The 23988-nt window shown below is 36.9% G+C and carries 19 protein-coding genes; 13 read left to right on the top strand and 6 right to left on the bottom strand.

The annotated features are described in order from the left end of the window. Nucleotides 1-99 precede the first annotated feature (99 nt). The 3 genes from pabB to ettA all read left to right on the top strand — a co-directional run bounded on the left by pabB (nucleotide 100) and on the right by ettA (nucleotide 3670). The gene (gene pabB / locus KRODI_RS01145) at nucleotides 100-1401 is read left to right on the top strand and encodes an aminodeoxychorismate synthase component I (RefSeq protein ID WP_013749730.1); all 1302 of its coding nucleotides are present in this window, start codon (nucleotides 100-102) and stop codon (nucleotides 1399-1401) included. Between the two features lie 20 nt (nucleotides 1402-1421). After that, nucleotides 1422-1838, top strand: a complete 417-nt coding sequence (locus tag KRODI_RS01140; RefSeq protein WP_013749729.1) for a hypothetical protein — start codon at nucleotides 1422-1424, stop codon at nucleotides 1836-1838. A 137-nt stretch (nucleotides 1839-1975) separates the two neighbouring features. After that, nucleotides 1976-3670, top strand: a complete 1695-nt coding sequence (gene ettA / locus KRODI_RS01135) for an energy-dependent translational throttle protein EttA (protein ID WP_013749728.1) — start codon at nucleotides 1976-1978, stop codon at nucleotides 3668-3670. 357 nt (nucleotides 3671-4027) lie between these two features. Here the strand turns inward: ettA and KRODI_RS01130 are convergent, their stop codons facing one another. Then, a complete protein-coding gene (locus KRODI_RS01130) occupies nucleotides 4028-6565 on the bottom strand; it encodes a M14 family zinc carboxypeptidase (RefSeq protein ID WP_013749727.1) in 2538 nt (845 codons plus the stop codon). A gap of 130 nt (nucleotides 6566-6695) precedes the next feature. On the opposite strand from KRODI_RS01130, the gene KRODI_RS01125 reads away from it, so the two are divergent. Beyond that, nucleotides 6696-8063, top strand: coding sequence for a hypothetical protein (locus KRODI_RS01125; RefSeq protein ID WP_013749726.1), 1368 nt, complete (start codon nucleotides 6696-6698; stop codon nucleotides 8061-8063). Here KRODI_RS01125 and KRODI_RS01120 read toward each other — a convergent pair. Continuing rightward, nucleotides 8050-8523, bottom strand: coding sequence for a hypothetical protein (locus tag KRODI_RS01120; RefSeq protein WP_013749725.1), 474 nt, complete (start codon nucleotides 8521-8523; stop codon nucleotides 8050-8052). The genes KRODI_RS01125 and KRODI_RS01120 overlap by 14 nt on opposite strands. A gap of 251 nt (nucleotides 8524-8774) precedes the next feature. Between KRODI_RS01120 and KRODI_RS01115 the strand changes: the two genes are divergently transcribed. From KRODI_RS01115 to KRODI_RS01090, 6 genes are all read left to right on the top strand, one after another. Next, nucleotides 8775-10163 (top strand): tetratricopeptide repeat protein, encoded by a 1389-nt coding sequence (locus KRODI_RS01115; RefSeq protein ID WP_013749724.1) that lies wholly within the window; start codon nucleotides 8775-8777, stop codon nucleotides 10161-10163. Nucleotides 10164-10243: 80 nt separating this feature from the next. Continuing rightward, on the top strand, nucleotides 10244-11218 hold the full coding sequence (locus tag KRODI_RS01110; RefSeq protein WP_013749723.1) for a DUF368 domain-containing protein: 975 nt from the start codon (nucleotides 10244-10246) through the stop codon (nucleotides 11216-11218). Beyond that, nucleotides 11208-12230: a DUF368 domain-containing protein gene (locus KRODI_RS01105; protein ID WP_013749722.1), complete on the top strand. Its 1023-nt coding sequence runs from the start codon at nucleotides 11208-11210 to the stop codon at nucleotides 12228-12230. The genes KRODI_RS01110 and KRODI_RS01105 overlap by 11 nt, the downstream gene beginning before the upstream one ends. After that, nucleotides 12202-12990 (top strand): shikimate dehydrogenase family protein, encoded by a 789-nt coding sequence (locus KRODI_RS01100; protein ID WP_013749721.1) that lies wholly within the window; start codon nucleotides 12202-12204, stop codon nucleotides 12988-12990. Before KRODI_RS01105 ends, KRODI_RS01100 begins: the two co-directional genes overlap by 29 nt. A 78-nt stretch (nucleotides 12991-13068) precedes the next feature. Beyond that, nucleotides 13069-15093 (top strand): DUF349 domain-containing protein, encoded by a 2025-nt coding sequence (locus KRODI_RS01095; protein WP_013749720.1) that lies wholly within the window; start codon nucleotides 13069-13071, stop codon nucleotides 15091-15093. Nucleotides 15094-15513: 420 nt separating this feature from the next. After that, nucleotides 15514-16059 (top strand): SixA phosphatase family protein, encoded by a 546-nt coding sequence (locus KRODI_RS01090; RefSeq protein WP_013749718.1) that lies wholly within the window; start codon nucleotides 15514-15516, stop codon nucleotides 16057-16059. Here KRODI_RS01090 and KRODI_RS01085 read toward each other — a convergent pair. Next, nucleotides 16056-16808, bottom strand: coding sequence for a DUF6503 family protein (locus tag KRODI_RS01085; protein WP_013749717.1), 753 nt, complete (start codon nucleotides 16806-16808; stop codon nucleotides 16056-16058). The genes KRODI_RS01090 and KRODI_RS01085 overlap by 4 nt on opposite strands. A gap of 183 nt (nucleotides 16809-16991) precedes the next feature. Between KRODI_RS01085 and smpB the strand changes: the two genes are divergently transcribed. The 3 genes from smpB (at nucleotide 16992) to KRODI_RS01070 (ending at nucleotide 20768) form a co-directional block, all read left to right on the top strand. After that, on the top strand, nucleotides 16992-17453 hold the full coding sequence (gene smpB, locus KRODI_RS01080) for an SsrA-binding protein SmpB (RefSeq protein ID WP_013749716.1): 462 nt from the start codon (nucleotides 16992-16994) through the stop codon (nucleotides 17451-17453). A gap of 78 nt (nucleotides 17454-17531) precedes the next feature. Beyond that, nucleotides 17532-18266: a hypothetical protein gene (locus tag KRODI_RS01075; RefSeq protein ID WP_013749715.1), complete on the top strand. Its 735-nt coding sequence runs from the start codon at nucleotides 17532-17534 to the stop codon at nucleotides 18264-18266. A gap of 24 nt (nucleotides 18267-18290) precedes the next feature. Beyond that, the gene (locus KRODI_RS01070) at nucleotides 18291-20768 is read left to right on the top strand and encodes a DUF5686 and carboxypeptidase regulatory-like domain-containing protein (protein WP_013749714.1); all 2478 of its coding nucleotides are present in this window, start codon (nucleotides 18291-18293) and stop codon (nucleotides 20766-20768) included. Nucleotides 20769-20775: 7 nt separating this feature from the next. Here the strand turns inward: KRODI_RS01070 and KRODI_RS01065 are convergent, their stop codons facing one another. From KRODI_RS01065 to KRODI_RS01055, 3 genes are read right to left on the bottom strand one after another with little or no spacing between them, the layout of a single operon-like run. Further along, complete coding sequence (locus KRODI_RS01065) at nucleotides 20776-21600, bottom strand: M23 family metallopeptidase (RefSeq protein ID WP_013749713.1); 825 nt, start codon at nucleotides 21598-21600, stop codon at nucleotides 20776-20778. 17 nt (nucleotides 21601-21617) lie between these two features. After that, nucleotides 21618-23174, bottom strand: coding sequence for a hypothetical protein (locus KRODI_RS01060; protein ID WP_013749712.1), 1557 nt, complete (start codon nucleotides 23172-23174; stop codon nucleotides 21618-21620). Nucleotides 23175-23219: 45 nt separating this feature from the next. Beyond that, nucleotides 23220-23966, bottom strand: coding sequence for a carboxypeptidase-like regulatory domain-containing protein (locus tag KRODI_RS01055; protein ID WP_013749711.1), 747 nt, complete (start codon nucleotides 23964-23966; stop codon nucleotides 23220-23222). Between the last annotated feature and the right edge of the window lie 22 nt (nucleotides 23967-23988).

The raw sequence follows: 23988 nt of genomic DNA, 5'->3' as shown, positions 1-23988 counted from the left end.
TATAAGTCTACTTAGTCGGTAGGATTATGTGCAAATTACTTAATAATTGTTTTTTAACATCAATTTAATTGCGACAGATTCTTATGTATTTTTACAGTAATGAATCGTACTTCAAAAATTATTTCTATTAGTGATATAACAGTGCTTAAAGAGCAATTGTTATCGTGGTCTCAACAATTTGAAGAGGTCGTTTGGCTTGATAGTAATAGCTACGAACGTCAGAATTATCCCGAGTATGAAGCAATTCTTGCAGTAGATGCTTTTACAAGTTTAAAGACTGATTATCAAGGTGCTTTTGATCAGCTGGAGGAGTATCAAAGTACGATAAAGGATTGGATATTTGGCTATTTAAGTTATGACCTTAAGAATGACACAGAACGCTTAACCTCAAAAAATGATGATAAGCTAGACTTTGCAGACCTTCATTTTTTTCAACCTAAAAAGTTATTCTTACTCAAAGGAAACACACTCGAGATGTTATATCTAGGGATGGTAGATGATGAGATGGATGAAGATTTTGAGGAAATAACTGCCACCAAATCTTCTGAAACTAACTCCCAAGCGCAACCATTATCCATAAAACTTAAGATTCACAAAGAGGCTTACAAGGAAAAAGTGCGCAGCATGTTACAGCATATTTATCGTGGAGATATTTATGAGGCAAACTTATGTCAAGAGTTCTATGCGCTGGGAACCATAAACCCATTAAAAATATACAAACGCCTTAATGCGATTAGTTCGCCGCCATTTGGCACTTATCTTAAGCTTGAGGATCAGTTTTTACTTTCGGCTTCTCCAGAGCGATATATTAAGAAAATAGGGAGTAAGATCGTTACACAGCCCATAAAAGGTACGGCAAAGCGAGGAGTGGATGAAAAGGAGGATACCGCTTTCGCGAAAGCGTTACAAGAAAACTCAAAAGAGCGCTCCGAAAATATCATGATAGTAGATTTGGTAAGAAATGACCTATCAAAAACCGCCCAAAAAGGATCTGTAATTGTAGAAGAGCTATGCGAAGTTTATCCTTTTAAGCAAGTGCACCAAATGATCTCTACGGTAACCTCGACGCTAAGTCTTGGTATTTCTCCGGTAGATGCGATTAGAAGTACCTTCCCAATGGGAAGCATGACAGGCGCTCCAAAGTTGCGAGCGATGCAAATTATTGAGTCACAAGAAGAGTCAAAACGTGGATTGTATAGTGGCGCTGTAGGTTACTTTACGCCAGATGGAGATTTTGATTTTAATGTGGTCATACGTAGTATTTTATACAATGCAGAAAATGAATATATCTCATACTCCGTAGGTGGAGCCATCACTGCAGGATCAGATCCAGATAGTGAGTACGAAGAATGCTTGCTTAAAGCAAAAGCGATGCGTGCAGTTTTAGAAGGAGATTTGTAAATTAGTGCTTTAAACGACTTATGGCAAATACATTAGAAAATATAAAACTCAAAGAAGAAAGCATATCCATTAACGATAAGCACATGGATAAACTATTACTCTTTAGTAGTCTATCTACTTCGCTGTTTCTTTTGTTATATGCTTACAAAAGTTTTAATAATAGTGATGTTGATATTCTCACTATTATCACTGGATCATTAGGCGGCATACTTTTAATATTGAGTGTTTCAAGTATTTTTCGCATTTCATGGCAGAAAGAGATTGACCTTTCGGAAATTGCTTATGTTCAAGATAAAACAGCTTTTACGGGACATAGATCTCTGATTTTAAGATTGAAGAATAAGAGAATAAAGAACTTGTACTTAGAGCCTGCGGATATACCAGAAATGCTCAGACAATTAACACAGCATAATATTCCAATTAATGCTAAGGGATGATTGAGTAACTAATTACCTTTGCATCGTAGAATACTATTTTACAATTATAGATATAATACGCAGTGCGCTTTCGCGAAAGCGTACTAACAATAAACCAACTAGCTTAAAACATACAGCTAAGAGCCTAAAGTAAAACTATGAGCGACGATAAAAAAATAATATTTACAATGTCTGGGGTTACAAAAACCTTTCCAGGCGCACAAACACCAGTACTTAAGAAAATCTATTTAAGCTTTTTTTATGGAGCTAAAATTGGAATTTTAGGTCTTAACGGTTCTGGTAAATCTACGCTGATGAAAATCATCGCAGGATTAGATACCAACTTTCAAGGAGACGTAACTTCAGATAAAGAATTTTCTGTAGGATACCTTGAGCAAGAGCCTCAGCTTGATCCAGAAAAAACTGTACTTGAGATTGTAAAAGAAGGAGCTGCCGAAACGGTTGCTATTCTTGATGAGTACAATAAGATTAATGACTCTTTTGGACTAGAAGAAGTATACTCTGACGCCGATAAGATGGATAAACTCATGGCACGCCAGGCTGTCTTACAAGATGAGATAGATGCACGCGGAGCATGGGAACTAGATACAAAACTTGAGATTGCAATGGATGCACTACGTACGCCTCCTGCAGATCAAAAAGTGGGTGTACTTTCTGGTGGAGAAAAACGTCGCGTTGCTTTATGTAGATTATTATTACAAGAGCCAGATGTATTATTACTAGATGAGCCTACTAACCACCTTGATGCAGAGTCTGTACACTGGTTAGAGCACCACCTAGCACAATATAAAGGAACGGTGATTGCAGTAACGCACGACCGTTATTTCCTTGATAACGTAGCAGGATGGATTCTTGAGCTAGATAGAGGAGAAGGAATTCCTTGGAAAGGAAATTACTCTTCTTGGTTAGATCAGAAGTCTAAGCGTATGGCACAAGAAAGTAAAACAGCTTCAAAACGTCAAAAAACTTTAGAGCGTGAGCTTGACTGGGTACGTCAAGGAGCAAAAGGTCGTCAGACTAAGCAAAAAGCGCGTCTACAGAACTATGACAAAATGATGAGTCAAGACCAGAAGCAAGTAGATGAAAAAGTAGAAATCTACATCCCTAATGGGCCACGTCTTGGTACAAATGTGATTGAAGCATCAGGAGTGAGTAAAGCTTTTGGTGATAAATTACTGTATGAAGACTTAAACTTCAACCTTCCACAAGCTGGTATTGTAGGAGTGATAGGACCTAACGGAGCTGGTAAAACTACCATCTTTAAAATGATCATGGGTGAAGAAGCTCCAGATAAAGGAAACTTTACCGTAGGAGATACTGCTCAAATCGCATATGTAGATCAGAGTCACAGTAACATAGATCCAGATAAAACTATCTGGCAAAACTTCTCAGACGAGCAAGAGCTTGTTATGATGGGAGGGAAGGAAGTAAATTCTAGAGCGTATTTAAGTAGATTTAACTTCTCAGGAAGTGAGCAAAATAAGAAAGTTGCAACACTATCTGGAGGTGAGCGTAACCGCTTACACCTTGCAATGACACTAAGAGAAGAAGGAAACGTACTGCTACTGGATGAGCCTACAAACGACCTTGATGTAAATACATTAAGAGCGCTAGAAGAAGGACTAGAAAACTTTGCAGGTTGTGCCGTAGTAATTAGTCACGACCGTTGGTTCTTAGATCGTATCTGTACACACATTCTTGCTTTTGAGGGAGATAGCCAAGTGTATTTCTTTGAAGGAGGATTCTCTGAGTATGAGGAGAATAAGAAGAAGAGATTAGGTGGAGATCTAATGCCTAAGCGTATCAAGTATAAAAAACTAGTGAGATCGTAAGTACTCGCAGTTAGCAACAAAAATGCCCAATACTCGAAGGAGTACTGGGCATTTTTATTTTAATTAGGTAGTTATTTTAAGTTCTTAAAGAAAGAAGAAAAATAACGCACATAATGAGAGAACAATTACTGAAACAATAAGGATAGGTTTGTTTTTTATTTCTACTTGCATCTTGAAATAATGTTAGTTATAAAATATAGATGCAAAACTATATAAAAGGTTGCGTGTGAGAATATTAATTTTCTGTAAGAGTAATCTTAACTTAACGTTTCTTGTAGTGCCTTATTGTGATTTTTAACATCCCGCTTTCGCGAAAGCATAAAAAACACATCTCATTAACAAACGTTGCGCTAGCAATTAATCAATGAGACTCCCAAAAAAGATTGCGTTTAAGAAGAGCTTATTGGTTCCATACCAGCTTCCTCTAAAGTTAGGATTATCTGCAAACATCACTATGCGTCCTCGTCCTTTAGGAGAGACCACAATAGATGCGCTCTTTTTCATAAAGTCATTGAGGTTTTTATCAGAAATGTAACCATCAATATGAGGCGTTGCCGAATATTGTGCAACAGTGTTATACTCGTTCTTGCTAGGTTGTAACCAGACATTGTTATTTTTATACACAGGTAGTTGCTTGTAGCGATAACCAAATGCTAGCGGATGAGTAAGATCTAGGTCTACTTCAAAAATAGCTCCACCTAGACGCTCCTTTCCACGATTAGGTCTTTGATTAACGTAAGGCTCTCTCTTAATAGTTTTTGTAGAATCTTTCTTGACTTCTTTAGTAAGTTTTCCAGTAGCTATTTTTGATTTGATAGCCCAGCTGCTAGCGGTTCCAGAAGTAATCAATGTGTTCCCTTGTGAAACCCATGAAGTGAGATTTTCTTGAAATCGCTTTGATAAATCCCCGTAGCTTCCAGAAACCATTACTACTGTGTTGTACTTGCTTAAATCTACTCTGTTAAGGTTATTACTCATCACTTTTGTAATAGGCATGTGGACACGTGTATCAAGTAAATGCCATATCTCACCAGCTTCGTATGAACTTGTCCCATCTCCTATAATCATAAGCGCTTTAGGAGTATCCACTTTTTGAAAATTCTGACTACCTAAGTCAATTCCTTTGATGCTAAAACCTGTATTTGCCGCATAGATAGGTACTTGAAATTGCTGTTGTCCAGCTATTACGATGCGATACACTTCTTCTGAAGTTTTTTCTTGACGGCTTACAGGCAGCATAAGCGTTCCGTAGTTGAAGTCACGATTACCACTCGTTGTTTTTGCAGTAAAAGGTTTAAATGCCGTCGCCACTGTTAGACCTTCACGCTGTAAATAAGCAAGCAAAGCAGGCGCATTATAATCATCATAATCGATGAGGTATGCATAATCTGTTTTTGTTACCATTTGAACTTTAGTGAGCTCATCTGTAGACGTAACTTCGTTACCTAAGTTCGGTGGGCTAGACAATCCCTTGTAACGCATATTATAGAAGTTGCCCACAGACCATGCACTTGCGTCATAATAAACACTGTCTCTGTATGTTTTATAGGTTTCAAAGAAGGATTGTACCATTCTTTTTTGTGCTTGTTGTGTAGGTACTACATAACGTCCATCGCCTTTGTCATATAACTTAATGCGATGCTTGAGTAGCTTGTCTATAAAAGCCTTGGTTCTGTTTGCGTCATAAGGGTCTCCAAATTCATAAGCGGAGGCTTGATCTGTTTTTGCTTTCGCGAAAGCGGACTTAAAAAAATCTTGCTGGTATTTGCGCAAGGTTCCTTTATTCTCTACTGCAGCCTTAACAGTTGCCATCCCAGAGGTGTACTGATTTCTTATGGTAAAAGGGAAACTTATAGTTCCGAAATCTGTGTCTTGAAGATGCCCGCGACTGCTCGCTTGTTCAAAAAGAAGTGCCAGTGCTCCCTGAAGATCCGGATATGAAGATCCATATCCAGGGTAGGTACCGTCAAAAGATTCCTTTGTAAAATAAAAACTACCTATCTCATCAAGCGCACTTGAAAAGTAAGGAGCAAAAAGGTTGTTGAGGTCTTCATAGTTTTCCTTGGGCATAATAGGATTCATACTCCCAATAGGCAGCATAGGCTCAAAAAAGTGACTGCTGTTTGTTCCCATCTCGTGGAAATCTGTAACTACATTTGGATACCACTCGTGATACCAATCTAGTTTACCACGGCTTTCTGGATTTATCGCAAGTAGCCAGTCACGGTTTAAGTCAAACCAGTAATGGTTAGTACGTCCGCGGGGCCACATCTCGGTATGCTCTGCGTCTATATTATCAGATACCAGGGGACTACCTTTATAGCTATTTGCCCACTGTGTATGTCGATCACGCCCATCTGGATTTATGGTAGGATCTATAAATATGATACTGTTCTCTCTATATTTTTTTATTTCTAGATGTTGTGAAGCAACAAGTGTATATGCCGTGAGCAAGGCGGCTTCAGAGCTGGATGGCTCATTGCCATGTACATTATACCCAAGTTGTATAAAAACAGGAATATCATCATAATTAGTCGCACGTTGCTTGGTGTCTACAAAAGCGAGGTGTTGCTTTTTTAGGGCAGGTAGGTTCTCTTGATTATTTATGTTTGTTACGGTAAGCATCACAAGTTTTCTGTTCTCGTGTGTTCTTCCGTACTCACTTATCGTTGCTCTAGGCGATAACTCGGCTAGTTTTTCAAAATAGGAGACTATCTGATCGTGACGCGTGTGTTGCTCACCTATTTCATAACCAAGATATTGTGCCGGAGACGGGATTGCAGCGTCAAAAGGTCCGTACTTTCCTGTAAAGTACACTTGTGCGTGTAGTTGAGGTGATAACGCTTTCGCGAAAGCGAATACTAAAACACTTACAACTAGAATTTTGTATTTCATTTGGATTGGTTTAATTCCTTAAAAATACAGAAATAAATTTTGCACAATCGGTGCCTGAAAAATATTGTTTTTGTGCTACCTTTATTTGTGCACGGTTTTTGATACCTGCTAGACTCATCAAAAAAACGCTATGCGGTACTTTTACATATTCTTGTTTATTTCATCACTTGCAGTTGCACAATCTACACCTATAAAAGGGGTAGTTATCCCACAGGTAACTTTTGATAATGCAACAAATGATTATTCTTTGTTTTTACCCGCAAATTATACGGAAACAGCTACGTATCCTGTAGTTGTGATTTATGATGAACTAGGGCGAGGAGCTAGTGCGGTACAGCAATTTTCTATAGGTGCAGGATTAACTGAAAGTATTGTGGCTAGTCCTAACTACAGGTTAAATGATACCCTTTCTGTAGCTATTGATCAAAGTAAAGAATTTATAGAAAAGCTATCTCAAACGTATGCCGTTAATGAGGATAAAATTATCTTATCTGGATATGGTAGGGATGGTCTTGTTGTTACGGCTCAAGCACAGGGTGATAAATCGATTTATGGTGTCATCGGAATAGGAAATGCATTTTTAGATAAAAAAAGCATGCGTAGTAATGAGAATCTTAAAATAGCTTTACTCTCTCCAGATGAAGGTAGTCAGTATTACAAGTTGAGGTCTTACAGCCGTAATTATGGACTGAGAAAGAATCTAGTAAGTTATCACACTTATGATGGTGTAGACTGGCCTAGTGCAGGCTATACTGCAGAAGCGCTGACTGCTATTTTGATAGATGAAACTACGAGTGATGAGAAACTTCAATCTTATTACAATAGTGATCTTGCTTTCGGTAAAACAATGTACCGAAAGCAAGAAGGTCTAGAAGCCTATGATTTTGTATCAACGCTTAAAGACAAGTATAAAAAGCGACTGGACATCGACGAGCAAAAAGAGCTTTTAAAAAATATTAAAAGACTTAAGAATTATAGATCAAATCGTGACCTCTATACTATTTATAGTTACGGAGAAGACCTCATGGCAGAGGAGTTTCAATATAACATCCGGGAGGATATGAATAATAGTTACTTTAATAATTTAGGGTGGTGGAGTTACCAGATGGACGAACTTGATATGCAAATAGACAGTACAGATAATGCTATTATAAAACGCAAGTCGGCGATGCGTTTGAAGAGATTTGTGCAATCTGAGGTTGAATTGCAGTATAAAATATTACAGCGTAAGGATGCTAAAATCGAGCAATTGCTATTTGCCAACGTATTGAGATCACTTGTGAATCCAAATAATCAGGATGCATTTATTCAATCAATATCCTTAAGTGCAAGAGAAGGTGACGTAAATGCTACGTTGTTTTATCTTGAAGAACTTCTCAAAACTGGATATACAGATTATGAGGCATTGTATAAAATTCCATACACAACCGCAGCTCGCATAAGTAATGAGTGGAATGAAATTATAAAAGCGTACTTAGGGAAGTCTAAGTATTACTAGCGTTTTGAGCTTCTCTTAGAGCGGTTATTATAGATGAAGCATTGCTAGTGCTTACAAAAAACTCATTCATTTTATTTTTAGTTTTAATATGGAGATTACCTCCAGTATGAGTATTATATAAAGTTCCTTCAGGAGTAAACCTGATGCCTATACCCCAGTACCAAGGTATCTTTACACCTCTCGCAGTGGTAATATCTAGCTCATTAATGGCAATCTTTTTGTAAAGTAGTCCTATTCCAAAACTAGCAATAGCATACCGACTTGTAATGATGATTTCTAGCTTGTAAAATAATATGAGAATAACAATAAAAAGAAGGCAGCAAGCAATTAGCGTATAGGGAATGGTATCATTATTAATCAATTGCTTGATAATAAAAAAGGTCATAAGTGCAATCGAGATTGCACATATAATCACAATTAGATGAAATGGCTGCGTCTCTTTGTAGCGTATTTTTCTCATGATTGATAATGCTTGTTATTTGTAATATTGAAAATTACTGATTTTAAAACATTAACCATAATACGGTTAGCTAGTGGTTGTATTCTATTTTAACAATTGATTTTCAGTGTTGTGACGTGCATTTTGTCACATGTTGTATTTGGCTCGATTTTTGGCTGTTCATTATTATGTTGACAACTAAGTCTTAGTTTTAAAGCAGTACTCTTAAGTATTATTACATTTATATAAAGTGTAATTCAAAAATGTCGTTTATGGATTTTGGACAAGAAGGAAATAGTATATCGCTTACGCGCTTTGAGTCTATGTTAAAGACTAATGACGTGATTTTCTTTGATGCTGAGGAATTTGAGGATATTGCTAATCATTATATTGAAAGTGGTAAGATTGCGCTTGCGCGAAAAGCTGTCAAGTTAGGACTAGACCAGCATCCTACATCTTCAAATTTGAGACTTTTTAAAGCCGAACTTTTTATTTTTGAAAATAAATTTGACAAAGCAGATGCTATCCTTACAGAGCTTCACTTGCTAGATCCTCATAACGAAGAAGTTTATATTCAAAAAGCAAATATTTACAGTAAGCAGGATGACCATGAGAAGGCCATCCACCTGCTTGAACAAGCAATAGATCTTACAGACGACCCTGCAGATGTGTATTCTCTTATAGGGATGGAATATTTATTTCTAGAAGACTTTCAGAATGCAAAGCTTAACTTCATGAAGTGCCTTGAGGTAGATGATCAAGATTATAGCGCGTTATATAATGTGATTTACTGTTTTGATTTTCTAGAGGAACACGAAGGAGCGATAGATTATTTAAATATGTTTTTAGATAATAATCCGTATTGTGAAGTAGCTTGGCATCAAATAGGGAAGCAATACTTCGGACTTAAAAATTACGAGAAAGCATTATCATCTTATGAGTTTGCAATCATTAGTGATGATCGTTTTGTAGGTGCTTATCTTGAAAAAGGAAAAGTGCTAGAAAAGCTAGGACGATACAATGAGGCGCTCGAAAATTATCAAATTACTTTAGAGCTAGAAGATCCTACCTCATTTGCGTTACTACGTATGGGTAAATGCTATGATAAGCTAGGAAGCGATGAGCTTGCAATTAAGCATTTTGAACGTTGTGTACACGAAGATCCATTACTAGATAATGGGTGGATGGCAATTACAGATTTTTATCAAAAGAGACTAGATTATCAGAAGGCTTTGTTTTTTATAAATAAAGCAATAAATATCGATAGTGATAATGTGTTATACTGGAAACGCTATGCTACCATAAATCATAAGCTTAAATTTCTAGAAGCAGCAGAGGAAGGATATCGTCGCACCTTAGAACTTGGTAATTATGAGCTTGAAACTTGGTTACAGAGAAGTGATATTCTTGTGCAATTAGGAGAGCCAGACGCCTCTATTACAAATCTTACGCAGGCAATGGAATTCTATCCTGAAAGTGCAGAGATTGCTTTTAGACTCGCAGGACTTAACTATAGCAATGGTAATGATATCCAAGGACGGTATTTTTTAATTAACGGTTTAAAGATAGAACCAGAATTCTCAATTATATTAGGCGAACTATTCCCTTATGCTGCAAGTAAAAAAGAAGTGCTTGAACTAGTACAGCAATACTTAGGTTAATACTATTCTAAAATCTTGATTAAATGTAGGTGCTTATTGTGAAAGCTAGTATTTTAGCTTGACGCGAAAAATATAAACCTATGCCTAAACCATCAGCTTCCTATTTACTTGTAATTTTAAAAGGTATGGCCATGGGAGCGGCAGATGTTGTTCCAGGAGTATCTGGAGGAACCATCGCATTTATATCTGGAATCTATCAAGAGCTTATTGAAACGATTGATAAGTTAGATTTTGGTGTTCTTAAAGTGTGGAAGAAGGAAGGAATCAAAGCAGCTATCAAGGAGTATAATCTTAAATTCCTAGGAAGCCTTTTTCTTGGGGTTGCCATCAGTATTTTATCACTTGCACGCGTTTTTAAGTACTTATTAGAAGTGTATCCAATAATGGTATGGTCATTCTTTTTTGGCTTAGTACTCGCTAGTATTTTATACATAGGTAAACAAATCACTAAGTGGAATCCCACAGTAATTATAGCACTAATTCTAGGTGTAGCTGTAGCTTATTTTATTACCATTGCCGCACCATCTGAAGCGCCAAATGTATGGTGGTTTTATTTCCTTTCTGGTTGTATAGCCATTATAGCAATGATACTTCCTGGAGTTTCTGGTTCATTTATATTAGTGCTGTTAGGTTCGTATGGAATGGTTTTAGGAACTATTACAGATGCTCAAGATGCATTGTTAGCAAAAGATTGGGCATTATTACGCGCTGCAATATTTAAAATATTTCTTTTTGGAATGGGCTGTATCGTTGGGCTCAAGTTATTTTCAAAAGTTCTCAAATGGATGTTTGAACACAAAAAGCAAATCACGCTAGCCGTACTCACTGGCTTTATGATTGGTTCGCTCAATAAAATCTGGCCTTGGAAGGAAGTGCTATCTACTCGAATAGATAGACACGGAGAGGAAGTTCCTGTAGAGGCTGTAAGTATTTTACCATCTTCTTTTGATGGTGATCCTCAAGTGTTATACGCGGTGGTGTTTGCCGTAATTGGATTTGCACTAATCTTATTACTAGAAAGAGCTGCGGTTAAAAAAAATGTATATGCAGACTGAGACTAGATCACTTTCTGATAAAGTCTGGCTAGTTCTCAAAGGGCTGGCTATGGGTGCCGCAAATAAGGTGCCTGGAGTTTCTGGAGGTGTAGTCGCATATGTAGCAGGTTTTTATGAAGAGTTTATTTACTCACTTCAAAAAGTTAATGGTAAAGCTTTAAAGTTACTTTTTGGAGGACGTCTCAAGAGCTTCTGGAGATATATTAACGGTAAGTTTTTAGGGCTACTTATACTTGGTATGCTTATCAGCTATTTTAGCGTGTCGCTACTATTAGATATTGCCATTCGCAATTATCCTTTACTCGTATGGAGTGCTTTTTTTGGAATGATTATAGGTTCCATTTACTATATCGCAAAGGATTTTCAAGAGTGGACAAGGCGTAATATTGTGATGCTCATCTCGGGAATTATATTTGGTGTTGCTATAAGCCTTATGGAGCCAGCCCAAGAAAATGACAACCTATTTTTTGTATTTATATGTGGTATTATAGGTGTTTCTGGTATGACATTGCCAGGGCTCTCAGGCTCGTTTATCCTTATACTTCTAGGTAATTATGTGCTGCTCCTTGTAGACGCTGTAAATGCATTGTTCGTGACGATGACTAGCGTTTTTGGTGGTGATTTCACTTTTATAGATGATCCAGAGCACATGCGATTACTTACGGTGCTTATCGTTTTTTCGCTGGGCTCTCTTACAGGTCTCGTGACTTTATCTCACTTTTTAAGTTTCTTACTCAAGAAATTTAGATGGGCGACTAATGCTGCGATTCTAGGCTTTATTATAGGCTCTCTTGGCGTAGTCTGGCCGTGGAAGCTTGAAGTTTTTAAAAGGGACTCCTTAGGGGAGATAGCGATAGACAGAAATGGTAGCCCCATATTAGATAATTATGATCGCTACATGCCTACAGATATTAATATAGAAAATGTGCTCGCGGTATTTTTTATCCTCACCGGTATTTTTATGGTCGTGGCATTAGGGAAATATGGAACAAGAACAAAAGCTCGTGGATAAGTACGGACTCATAGGAAAAGATATAGGATACTCATTTTCTAGAGGGTATTTTAAAAATAAGTTTGACAAGCTAGCGATAGCGGCAACATATGTAAATTTTGATGTTCCCGAGAAAGAAGCCTTAAAAGATCTTTTTTCTCCCGCTTACGCGAAAGGTTATAATGTAACCATCCCTTATAAACAAGATGTAATACCCTTAGTAGATAATCTCAATTCAGATGCCGAAGCTATTGGAGCTGTAAACACCATAAGAGTTGAAAGTGATGGAACATTAACTGGTTATAATACGGATTTTATTGGTTTTAGAGATACCTTATTGGAGCACTTTGGAGACTCTCTTTTTGAAGATTTTGGCACACCAAACTTTAAAAGTAGAGATTTAAAATGCCTTATTTTAGGAACAGGAGGAGCATCAAAGGCGGTACACTATGCAATGCAACAGCTTGGTGTGCAATGTGTTTTTGTTTCGCGAAAGCGTAAAGAATCAACAATAACCTACGAAGATCTAGATAGAGAACTCATCGAGAGCCAGACTTTTATAGTGAATACAACGCCGCTAGGCACCTATCCGGATGTAGAGGAATCCCCAGATATTCCATATTTATTTTTAAATGAAACACATGTTGCATTTGACTTGATTTATAATCCGGCAGAGTCTTCTTTTTTACGATATGCAGGCGAGCAAGGAGCGACCATAATTAATGGTTTGCGCATGCTAGAATTGCAAGCAGAGGCCTCATGGTCAATATGGAACAGCTAGAAAGCTGCATTATGCCCATATGTGCCCGCTAAATAGTATATTTACCTATATTCAAATAGAACCCTAACATTGAAAGAAATGTCTGAAGAGAAGAAACCCCAAGATCCAAGTATTGAAGAGCATCTAGAAGAAACGGCTCCTGCCGCAGATCGAACTATGAATGCAGAAATAGAAGCGCTCGCTGCCGAGGCAAACGATACTGAGTTATCTACAGAGGAAGTGAGTGGAAACGCTACTACCACGACAGAAGCTCCACCTGCTGAAACTACAGCAGTTACTGAGGAGGCGCCTGTAGAAAAAAAGGAAGTACCAAAAAAAGATTATACCGTTCTTTCAAAAGAGGAGTTAATTGCAGAGCTGCAATTACTGATCAAAAATGAAAGAGTTACAGATATAAAAGATCAAGTAGAAGAAATTAATACCTTGATTAATGCTCAGTTTGACGCAGCGCAAGAGGAGGCTAAACAAGCATTTCTTGCCGAAGGTGGAAATATTATTGATTTTAGATTTTTCTCTCCGCTTAAAAAGGAGTTTAATGAGGTGTATTACGAGTACCGTAATAAGCGTCAAGAATTTTATGAGCGCAAACGTAAAGATCAAAATGCAAACCTTAGAGAACGTCAGGACTTAATAGAAGAGGTAAAAGCATTACGCAATGAACTAGGAGGTGCAGAGAGTGTAAACACTACGTTCAATAAATTTAAGGATATCCAAGAACGCTGGAATAATGCAGGTAACATCCCAAGAGATCGTTACAATCTGGTATGGAACGATTACTACTTCCATATTGATGCATTTTATGAGTTGTTGCACTTAAACCGTGATTTCCGCGATAAGCACTTTAAAGAAAATCTTGATAAGAAATTACTTCTTATAGAAAGAGCAGAAGAGCTAGGAGCAGAGCCTAATATCAATAAAGCTTTTAAAGAATTACAATTGCTGCACCGCATGTGGAAAGAGGAGATAGGTCCTGTTGCACGTGAGTATAGTGATGAGATCTGGGACAAATTTAGCGTGGCAACAAAGAAAATTCATGATGCACGTGATGAGAAACAGAAGGAAGTAGAGGCTGTATGGGTTCAAAATCTTGAACAGAAAAATGAAATCATTGCAAAAATAAAAGAGGTAGCTCAAGATGATATCAAGGCTCACAAAACAGTACAAGCCAAAATCAAGAAGGTAGAGGCTTTACGTGATGAATTCTTTAAGGCTGGTAAAGTTCCTAAAGAAAATAACGAGGAGACATGGGCATCTTTTAAAGAGGCAACAAAATTATTCAACCACAAGAAGAATGATTTTTACAAGTCTCAAAAGAAGGAACAATACGATAACCTTGCAAAGAAACAAGCACTTGTAAAAATAGCACAAGAGCACAAGGATAGTGACGATATTCCTGGAACGCTAGATGTAATGAAACGCATCCAAGCAGACTGGAAAAAAGTAGGTCACGTACCTCGTAAGGATAGCGATAAGATCTGGAAAGCATTTAAAGAGGCGTGTAATCACTTCTTTGATCGCATGAAGGATTCTAAGAAGCAAGCAAATGCTGGTGAGCAAGACAACCTAGAGAAGAAGCAAGCTTTAATGAAGACTGTAAAAGAAGCTAAGATGACTGGCGAGCGAGATGCAGATCTCATAGCAATCAAGGCTTTTATAGAAGAGTGGAAAGCTATAGGCCGTGTTCCTTATGCAAAGAAAAATATCGATCAGGACTTTAATAAAGTTCTCGACGGTCTTTTCAAGCAACTTGATATAGATAAAAAAGAAGCAGAGCTTATCAAATACGAGAACCGTATGAGTGTTATGGTTGATAGTGATGATGAAAGAGCTATTGAGAGAGAACGTTTCTTTATTCGTAAGAAGATAGATGAGGTAAAAGCAGAGATTAATCAGCTAGAGAATAATCTAGGCTTTTTCCAGCATGTAGCAGATGATAACCCTATGGTTGCAGAGGTTCACAAGAATATTGCACGCCATAAGGAAGATTTAAATATGTGGAAATCTAAGTTACGTAAACTCAGAATGGCAATCACAGAAAGCCAGAAAGTAGAGGAGGAAGAAACAACCGAAACTGAAGAGGCTGAAGAGACATCAGATTCATAATTGTAACATTTTGAGCATAGTGTCGTCTTTATAGTATCAATCAATCTTTAAAAATCGACATTATGAAAACTCAAGTACACACAACACAGTTACAGAATCCTAGGCAAGAAAGAAATTTAATTTTAGGGGTATATGTAATATTCTCCACATTCTTAATAACTTCTTACGCGCTAGTACAGTATTTCTCTATGTAGAGTAAATGAAAAAAAACACAACGTAAGTTGTGTTTTTTTTGCGCATAACTCAACGTCTTGCAATACCTATAAACCACAAAATCCGCTCCCAATTATGGAAGCGGATTTTGCTTTTTCATAGCAGATTTTGTCTATGCTACTTAAACTAAGTAGAAAGACACTATATATGTCGGTTGGTTATAAGAGACCTTACAAAAATGTATCTTTGAGTTTAAAATAAATTATTATGATGCGCATTCTATTATTTCTCTTTGTTGTTACTGCAACAACCATAAGCTGTGACGGTCAGAAAAAGAAGGAATCACCTTCTAATACGATTACAACAAATTATTACTTTATTCGTCATGCAGAAAAAGATTTGAGTGATCCTAGTAATCGTAATCCAGACCTGACAAAAGAAGGAGAAGAAAGAGCAGAGCGATGGAAGGCTTATTTTACAGATAAGGATATTGATGCTGTGTACTCAACAGACTATATACGTACAATGCGCACTGCAGCACCTACTGCTATGGCAAATAATGTTGAGATACAATCCTATAACCCAGCAGATTTATATTCAGAAGATTTTAAAATGGATACTGCAGGTAAAAATATCGTAGTGGTAGGTCATAGCAATACCACTCCTAATTTTGCAAATGCTGCATTAGGTGAAAACTCTTTTAAAGATATTGATGAGTCTGAGTATTTCCATCTTTACCACGTACAACTTGTTGTAAATGATGAAACGGGAGAGATAATCGATAGAAAAAATATTTCAACGGTAGTAGACTAGCAATTATCAGGACAGATAGTTACAGTGATATTCTCAAGCTCAATCTTACTTAAAAGATTGAGCTTGTTGTTTTCAAAGAGATTATCAAGCGTGGTAAGCGCAGGAAATTGCTCTTCAGGTTTGTAATTGCGATAATCTACAAAGCGTATTCCTTCTATGATACGTTCATTGTAAGCTTCTCTAAAACGCGTGCCACCTTCAGAAGTTTGATAGTTATAGGCAAGATAATTTACGTTGTAATTTTCTTTATGAATCCAGTACATGTACTCATCTTGAAAATCCTCACCACCACCTTCTTTTGCAAATGCTACTTTAATACGGTAATAAGACTCGCCTTTTACGGTAACTTCATCCACTAGATTTTTTCTTACTGCTGGATCATTTAACCCATATGGAAGTACAGAAAAGTAATGAACAGAGTTAACGCTATTTGCATAACGATTTTTCATGCTATCTGCTACTGGGATAGGTGCGCTTTCGCGAAAGCGTACAAATTCTCCATTATCTTTAATAACGTCTTGTTGTACCTGACATTCAGCATCCGTACAACGTTCTAAGGTGCGTAAACCTTCATTGCGAGTGGCTCTATAGTAGAAATTTCTAAACTTGAAATGAATACTAGCATGTTCAATTTGAGCACCTCCAGAAGCTGCTATGGCCTTATCTACAATCTCTTGTGCAGTAGGTGTTTTTTGAGAACAACTTGTGATAATGAATAATAAAATAATCGCCGAAAGAAATCGAAACATATAAAGGGTTTTCTGAGTGGTGTGGTCGTTAGAAATAATTACTTCTTACAATGGCTTGTGTTAAGGCTACAAAAATACAATCTCTTTGTTGTTAAAAATAAGACTAGGAGTCAAGAGATGATTTTTTTGATTTGAAGATTAATTTCAGGTTAGATTTCTTTTCAACTTTGTACATTTGTTATAATGTCAAATACGGTTAACATAAAGAATAGAAGGGCGCGCTTTGAGTATGAATTACTCGATAAGCTCGTTGCTGGAATCGTACTTGCGGGTACAGAGATTAAAGCAATACGAGAAGGTAAAGCCTCCATCGCAGAGAGTTTTTGTGAGTTTAATGATCATGGAGAAATGTTTGTGATTAATATGACGGTGCAAGAATATTCTCATGCTACCTATTTTAATCACCAGCCTAAAAATCAACGTAAGTTATTACTTAATAAACGCGAACTCAAAAAATGGGAACGTGAGGTAAATAAATCAGGTCTTACTATTGTACCACTACGTTTATTTACAAACGAGAAAGGATTTGCAAAGCTTGAAATTGCACTTGCAAAAGGAAAGAAAACCTACGACAAACGAGAAACTATAAAAGATCGAGATAACAAGAAAAACTTAGATCGCATCAAGAAGTCTTTTAATAATTAAAACTCATTTTCTCAGTTTAACATTATGTTAGGCAACTATTTATAATTTTATAACGTCTTTTATAGAGTACTATTCTCTATGCGTTTAAGATTACTTCTACTTTTATTATTTATCACCTTCCAAGTTGTTGCACAGTTTCCTATGTCTATGCAAGGACAGGTTACTCTTGAAGATAAAATTCTAGAGTCTGCTCACGTGACTAATCTCAACTCACAGGGGAGTACCACTACAGATAATAACGGAATATTCTGGCTACAAGTAGATGTGGGTGATGTATTACTTGTATCCCATGTTTCGGCCAAAGAGAAATTTGTTATCATACACAAGCAGCTTGCAAATGAACCTTTGTTATCTATTTCATTAGAAGTACAAAGAAATGAGCTAGATGAAGTGATTATAAAAGAACAGCCAGATATAACAGTACAGAGCGTAGGTATTATACAGGGAGAACAAAAAATTCCAACTGCAAATGAACGTAGGTTACATACAGCAGGAGATTTTAAACCTATTCATCTACTTAGTTTATTAGGTGGCAGTCTACAAGTAGACCCTATAATTAATGCTATTACTGGCCGTACTAAAAGGCTTAAACGTTATGTAGAAATAGATAAGAAAATCGCCGTTTATGAAAGTCTATATGAATATCATGCCTATTTTGTAAAAGATAGGTTTGAGATAGACGATACCGAGGTTAAGCGATTTTTTAACGAGCTGGTGGACCACCCAAACATCACAGCATTACTTAAGAAAGATAATGAAGACCAGATTCGTATATGGCTTTGTGCTCAGTATCTTATCTTTAGTAATTCATAATTTTTCATTTTCTAAGACAATTACATGCGCACATACTTTACATTAGTTATTATACTACTCTTTTACTTTGTTACAGCTGCACAGATTACAGGTACTGTAGTAAGTAAAGAAGGTGAGGCGCTTCCATTTGTAAATGTGTTTATAGAAAATACTAACCGAGGTACTACCACAAATGGTGATGGGCAATACGCTCTAGAATTACTGGTAATAGATCAAGGAGAAACATTAAATGTCAGCTTTCAGTTTCTAGGCTATGCAACGGTTATAAAGGAAGTGGAGGTAAATTCTGAAGAAATGACAGTTTCTGTTGTAATGGAAGAATCTTCTACATCCCTAGATGAAGTAATCGTGCAAGGTGGTATAAATCCCGCAGATCGCATTATACAAGGAGCAGTAGCCTCAAGAAAAAAGAATTTACAGAAGATAGGAGCGTATACGGCCTCCTTTTACTCTAGAGGTCTGTGGCAGGTAAAAGATGCACCAGATAAAATTTTAGGGCAAGAAGTAGGAGATTTAGGCGGTGGTCTGGACTCTACACGAACAGGTATAATATATTTAAGTGAGACTATTTCAAATATTAAATATCAGCGTCCAGATAATTTTAGCGAGGTAATTGTAGCGAGTAAAGTAAGTGGAGATGATAACGGTTTTAGCTTTAATACTGCGAGCGATGCAAACTTCTCTTTTTATGAAAATACCCTAGATCTCAATACGCAGATCATTTCTCCTATCGCTAGTAATGCATTCTCTTACTACAAGTATAATCTTGAAGGAACGTTTTTTGAAAACGACCAACTCATCAATAAAATAACGGTAACACCACGTAGAGAAAACGACCGGGTATTTACTGGAACCATCTATATTGTAGAAGATTCATGGCAACTTTATGGCGTAGATTTACAAACGGATGGTAGTGCGATTCAAGTGCCATTTATTGAAAATCTCAACTTTAAGCAGAATTTTAAATATGAATCCTCACTTAGTCAGTGGGTAAAAATATCACAAGTCATAGACTTTAGCTTTGGTTTTTTAGGACTTAAAGGTGATGGTAGATTTACAGCAGCTTATTCTGATTATGAGTTTGCTCCTCAGTTTACGAAGGGCTCTTTTTCGGCAGAGATTTTGTCTTTTGCAGATCAGGCAAATAAAAAAGATAGTGTGTTCTGGGAGCGCAGTCGTCCCGTGCCTTTAACGTCACTTGAAATAAATGATTATGTAAAGAAAGATAGCATACAGGTTATAAGAAAATCAAAGAAGTATCTAGATTCTATAGATGACCGAGGCAATCGATTTAAGATTACTTCACCCATCTTTGGATATTCTTATACAGATACTTATAATAAATGGCGATTTGGAATCACGCCACCTATCCAGAATATTCAGTTTAATACTGTTCAAGGTTGGAACGGAACCATGCAGGCAACTTATTCTAGTTGGAGTGATGAAGATTATAGTAAATCTCTTTCCGCTTTCGCGAAAGCGAACTATGGATTTTCAGAAGATCGTTTGCGTTATACATTAGGATTTACTAGACGTTTTAATCGTACTAATAGAGCCACTATAAGTGCTACGGGAGGAGTTGATATTTTACAAGTGAATAATGCAGACCCTATACGCCCTATTATAAATTCATATCTCACATTAACTCAGGAAAAGAACTTTGCAAAATATTACGAAAAGGAATTTGCACAACTATACTATGGACAAGAAATAGTGAATGGCTTGCGAGCAAACGCCATTATTGCTTACGAGCAGCGTAATCCTGTTTTCAACACTACAGACCAAACATTCTTCCCAAAAGAGGATCGTGAGTATACTAGTAATAATCCGCTCAATTCTTTTGATACTGAGAATGGAGCTTTTGAAGCGCACTCTTTAGGGAAGTTGTTTATAAGTGCCACGGCAAATTTTGGTCAGAAATACTACAGTTATCCTAGCGGGAAATTTAATGTTACCTCAGAAAAATATCCATCACTTACCTTAGTGTATGAAAAAGGTTTTGGAGCTTCTATAGCAGATTATAACTTTGACCAACTACGCGTTGTCGCTCAACAAGAGTTTAATGTGAGTAATAAGGGTAGAATGTCTTATGATGTGCGCGCTGGGACCTTCTTAGGCACCGCAAAAGGTGTGAGCTTTATAGATAGACAGCATTTTAATGGTAATCGCTCGCTCTTTTTTGAGCCATCACGCCTCAATCGATTTAATGTCTTACCTTATTATGAACGTAGTACAAACCAAGGGTATGTAGAAGGACATGCCGAGCATAATTTTAAAGGGTGGATACTAGGGAAGATTCCACTTGTAAATAAACTAAACTTCAATCTTATAGCAGGAGCTCACGTACTTAGCACAAATGAAAGTCCATTCTACAGAGAGTTCACCGTAGGAATAGGAAATGTAGGTTGGGGTAAATTTAGGCTATTGCGTTTTGACTATGTGTATGGTCAAGGAGCGCTAGGAGGTAATGATGGTGCGTTTCTGATAGGGTTGAGCTTGTAAAATTCTTTTAATAACCTTTCTTATAATTTTCTTTTTCTTTTAGAAATTGCACTGTGTCACCTGAATCAATTTTAAATTTAGTTTTGATGGTATGTCTATCTTGTATCTCTTGCCTATAAACTACAAAGTGTAGATGTGGTCCATCGCTATAGCCTACATTACCACTGTATCCTATTAATTCTCCTTGTTTTACTACAGTGCCTTTCTTGAGAGTAGATCCTTTAAATTTTAGGTGTGCATAATCTGCAAATGTGCCATCATCGTGATAGATGGTTATTTTGTTATTGAACTGTTTGCATTCTGGCTTAAAACACGTTTTATTGTTATTTACTATGACCGTAGTAACAATGCCTCCTCTCGCCGCAGTGATAGACGTCCCCATGGGCATGCTAAAGTCTAATGAATTCTCATTTTGATGCGTTTGCTTCCCATTGTAACCTTGAAATAAAAGATACTCCTCACCTTTTTTAAATGGTAGGTCATATATGTGATTTTCATCATATAACGTTTTATGGTGATTACCTTTATTAAAAAAGGTTTTGTAAGAGTATTTATAGGCTTTTACTTTATTTATTATGGCTAGTGAATTAGTGAGCTGTCTTTTTGAGTGAGCTGGAATAACATAAACAGTACCGTTTTTATCTTTACTTTTTAAATTAGTAAGGTCAAAATTTATTTTGATGCTTATCGGGTATGGTTCATTATTATCTACAAAAAAGTCATATCCATTTGCTATGAATTCTCCATAAGCTTTTATATCAAACTGTTCACTTTGAGCAGATGTAGACATGACTGCGCAAATTAGGGCAAGTAATAAAGTTGTTCTTTTCATTATTTGATCTTTTAAGATTATTCAGGAAACACAACACTTTCATACGCCCCAAAGTCTGAATTACTTGTGCGGCTCGTGCCTATAATATCTAACGGGAATTGGTTTGAAGCACTTTGAAGTCCGAGGCCGTTGCTTGCTGTGTTTTCTCCTATTTGGAGCATGTTTTCTGTTGGCTCAAAGAAATCTGGATCTCCACCTCTTATAATGTCTTGATAGAAACTTACGTTTGTAAAATCAAATAACGGATTTTCATTAAAATCTCCAAAATCATCATCAAAACGAATCTGAGTATTTGTAAACTTGAAGTTAAACGGAGCGCTGTCATCTTTATTAAAACCTAGCTCCTCATCCTGATTACCGTATATAATACAATTTGTAAAATTAGCTTGAGCAAGTTCGCCTACTAAAAGAGTGTCTCCACTTAGAAGGGTATTGTCTATAAATACTGCGGGTGTATTTCTGAAACTCTGCGTCCAGTAATTCGCAAAGGTGCTATGCGTGAAATTGTAGCTACCGCCTAATTGTATAAGCATAGCAAACTGGCCACAGTTATTAATCACAGTATTAGAAGCTTCCACTGCCGAAAATCTATTGAGTAACCCCACAGCAGATGCATTGTAAATCTGAGTGTTGCTAAGTGTCAAACCTGGGGTAGCTGAGTTGTTAGCGCTAGATTCATTAAGAATTCCTACCGTGGCATTTTTAATAGTCGCATGATTGATGCTGTTATTAATACTTCCATCCGTAAGTAATATAGTTCCCCACTGTCCTGGAACATTAGAAAAAACAGTCTCAAGTCTATCGCTTTCAAAAATCACTTCATTTTCAAGAAGTACGCTATCTGTGCTTAATAATCCGTTTACTTGTAGCGATGCATTATCTGCAATGAGTAAGCCGCTATCTGCATGGAAGTGAATGCGTGCGCCAGCTTCTATGTTGAGCGTTTTAGCGTCAATTCCATTAGGATCTCCTACAGCCATATATCCATAAATTACATACGGCTTATCATTTGTAAAAGTAAGCTCATCATCCATGAGATAGCGTCCTTCTAGTGAAGTTTCTACATTATTTACCGTAAGTGTTTCTACTATTCCAGTAGCTCCATCACGTTCTGGAAAAAGAAATATAGCATCTTTAACCAAGGTTACAAGATCTACTTGTTGCGTTGTTCCTGTGCTATTAAACTCGATAATATCTGTATATAAAAACTCATTAGAGCCATCGCCTACACTATTTATATCCAGCGTAGTTTCTACAAAAACAAAGATGCTATCATTTGCAAGAATCTCTACATTTTCAAAAGTTCTACCAGGCACTCCATCTACGTTGAGTCTATAGTTTGAAGATTCACCTAGTCCTAAGCGCACACTAGGAATTGAAATATCCTCGTCACTGCGGTTATATACTTTAAGATTATAGGTGCTCGACCCTATGTTTGTAAAAACAGTATCTAAAAAAATAGTATCTCTAGAGAACTCAAGATTACCCGTGCTTGCTGTCGTTTCAAAATCATTACGACAAGAGCTAAAGGTTATAATTCCAGCAAGGACGATGAGTAGGTATATACTGCGCATGTGAATGTAGTTTGTAACAAATATAAAGCATTAAGTGTAGTGTTTTTAGTGTCCTTTTTCTTTCTTGAGACGCCTTTTTTCTCTTCTCTCTTCTTTCTTAATTTGTTTGTAATCGAGTATGAGAACTTCTCCTAAAAGAATGTTTTGATCCTCATCTTTAAAATTCACATTTATTTCAAGTTGTGAGCCTACGAGTATTGTATGTGGTTCGTAACCTAAGAAGCTATACTTAATCGTTTCTCCAGGATACACTTTGAGACTATAATTTCCTTCAAAATCTGTTTGATAAGCTCTTGAAGTTCCATGAACGGTTATGTTCACTCCAGGAAGCGGGCCAACCATATCAGTAACAGTGCCTTTTATGGTTACTAGTTTTTGTGGAGTTTTATGCTTTCGCGAAAGCGAACCAATTCCTGAACTATCATATGCATTAATTGGTAATTCAACGGGTGCTATGTCTCCAGTGATAAATACCTCTTCTGTGGTTTGAGATGCCGCATCTCCAGCCGAAAGTGTAGCGATAGGCACTAACAAAGAAGCTGCATATTGCGCAAAACTACGGCCTTTATGATGCGATAAAGATAGGGGTGTACCTAGCTGGTCTTTTCTAAAACGACCACAAATCGAATCTCCACTCACTATATGATCACGTAATTGTGTTGTAGTGTGTGCTGTAAAATCAATGACCTCTTTACTACATACAGCGCAGTGTTTTCCTTGCTGGGTAGGAGTCATTTTAGTCCAGTCTTCATGACATGGCTTTGGGATTGTAATGGCGATAGGCTTTTTCATAATGTCTTGATTAACTGATGTA

Origin of the sequence: Dokdonia sp. 4H-3-7-5 (genome assembly GCF_000212355.1) — a bacterium.
Classification (GTDB): domain Bacteria; phylum Bacteroidota; class Bacteroidia; order Flavobacteriales; family Flavobacteriaceae; genus Dokdonia.
The sequence above is the reverse complement of the archived record's forward strand: the minus strand, read 5'-3'. Positions and strand labels throughout refer to the sequence as shown.

Coding starts and splice junctions, on each gene's coding strand:
- pabB (WP_013749730.1), top strand. CDS start 100: ATGAATCGTACTTCAAAAATTATTTCTATTAGTGATATAACAGTGCTT.
- KRODI_RS01140 (WP_013749729.1), top strand. CDS start 1,422: ATGGCAAATACATTAGAAAATATAAAACTCAAAGAAGAAAGCATATCC.
- ettA (WP_013749728.1), top strand. CDS start 1,976: ATGAGCGACGATAAAAAAATAATATTTACAATGTCTGGGGTTACAAAA.
- KRODI_RS01130 (WP_013749727.1), bottom strand. CDS start 6,565: ATGAAATACAAAATTCTAGTTGTAAGTGTTTTAGTATTCGCTTTCGCG.
- KRODI_RS01125 (WP_013749726.1), top strand. CDS start 6,696: ATGCGGTACTTTTACATATTCTTGTTTATTTCATCACTTGCAGTTGCA.
- KRODI_RS01120 (WP_013749725.1), bottom strand. CDS start 8,523: ATGAGAAAAATACGCTACAAAGAGACGCAGCCATTTCATCTAATTGTG.
- KRODI_RS01115 (WP_013749724.1), top strand. CDS start 8,775: ATGGATTTTGGACAAGAAGGAAATAGTATATCGCTTACGCGCTTTGAG.
- KRODI_RS01110 (WP_013749723.1), top strand. CDS start 10,244: ATGCCTAAACCATCAGCTTCCTATTTACTTGTAATTTTAAAAGGTATG.
- KRODI_RS01105 (WP_013749722.1), top strand. CDS start 11,208: ATGCAGACTGAGACTAGATCACTTTCTGATAAAGTCTGGCTAGTTCTC.
- KRODI_RS01100 (WP_013749721.1), top strand. CDS start 12,202: ATGGAACAAGAACAAAAGCTCGTGGATAAGTACGGACTCATAGGAAAA.
- KRODI_RS01095 (WP_013749720.1), top strand. CDS start 13,069: ATGTCTGAAGAGAAGAAACCCCAAGATCCAAGTATTGAAGAGCATCTA.
- KRODI_RS01090 (WP_013749718.1), top strand. CDS start 15,514: ATGATGCGCATTCTATTATTTCTCTTTGTTGTTACTGCAACAACCATA.
- KRODI_RS01085 (WP_013749717.1), bottom strand. CDS start 16,808: ATGTTTCGATTTCTTTCGGCGATTATTTTATTATTCATTATCACAAGT.
- smpB (WP_013749716.1), top strand. CDS start 16,992: ATGTCAAATACGGTTAACATAAAGAATAGAAGGGCGCGCTTTGAGTAT.
- KRODI_RS01075 (WP_013749715.1), top strand. CDS start 17,532: ATGCGTTTAAGATTACTTCTACTTTTATTATTTATCACCTTCCAAGTT.
- KRODI_RS01070 (WP_013749714.1), top strand. CDS start 18,291: ATGCGCACATACTTTACATTAGTTATTATACTACTCTTTTACTTTGTT.
- KRODI_RS01065 (WP_013749713.1), bottom strand. CDS start 21,600: ATGAAAAGAACAACTTTATTACTTGCCCTAATTTGCGCAGTCATGTCT.
- KRODI_RS01060 (WP_013749712.1), bottom strand. CDS start 23,174: ATGCGCAGTATATACCTACTCATCGTCCTTGCTGGAATTATAACCTTT.
- KRODI_RS01055 (WP_013749711.1), bottom strand. CDS start 23,966: ATGAAAAAGCCTATCGCCATTACAATCCCAAAGCCATGTCATGAAGAC.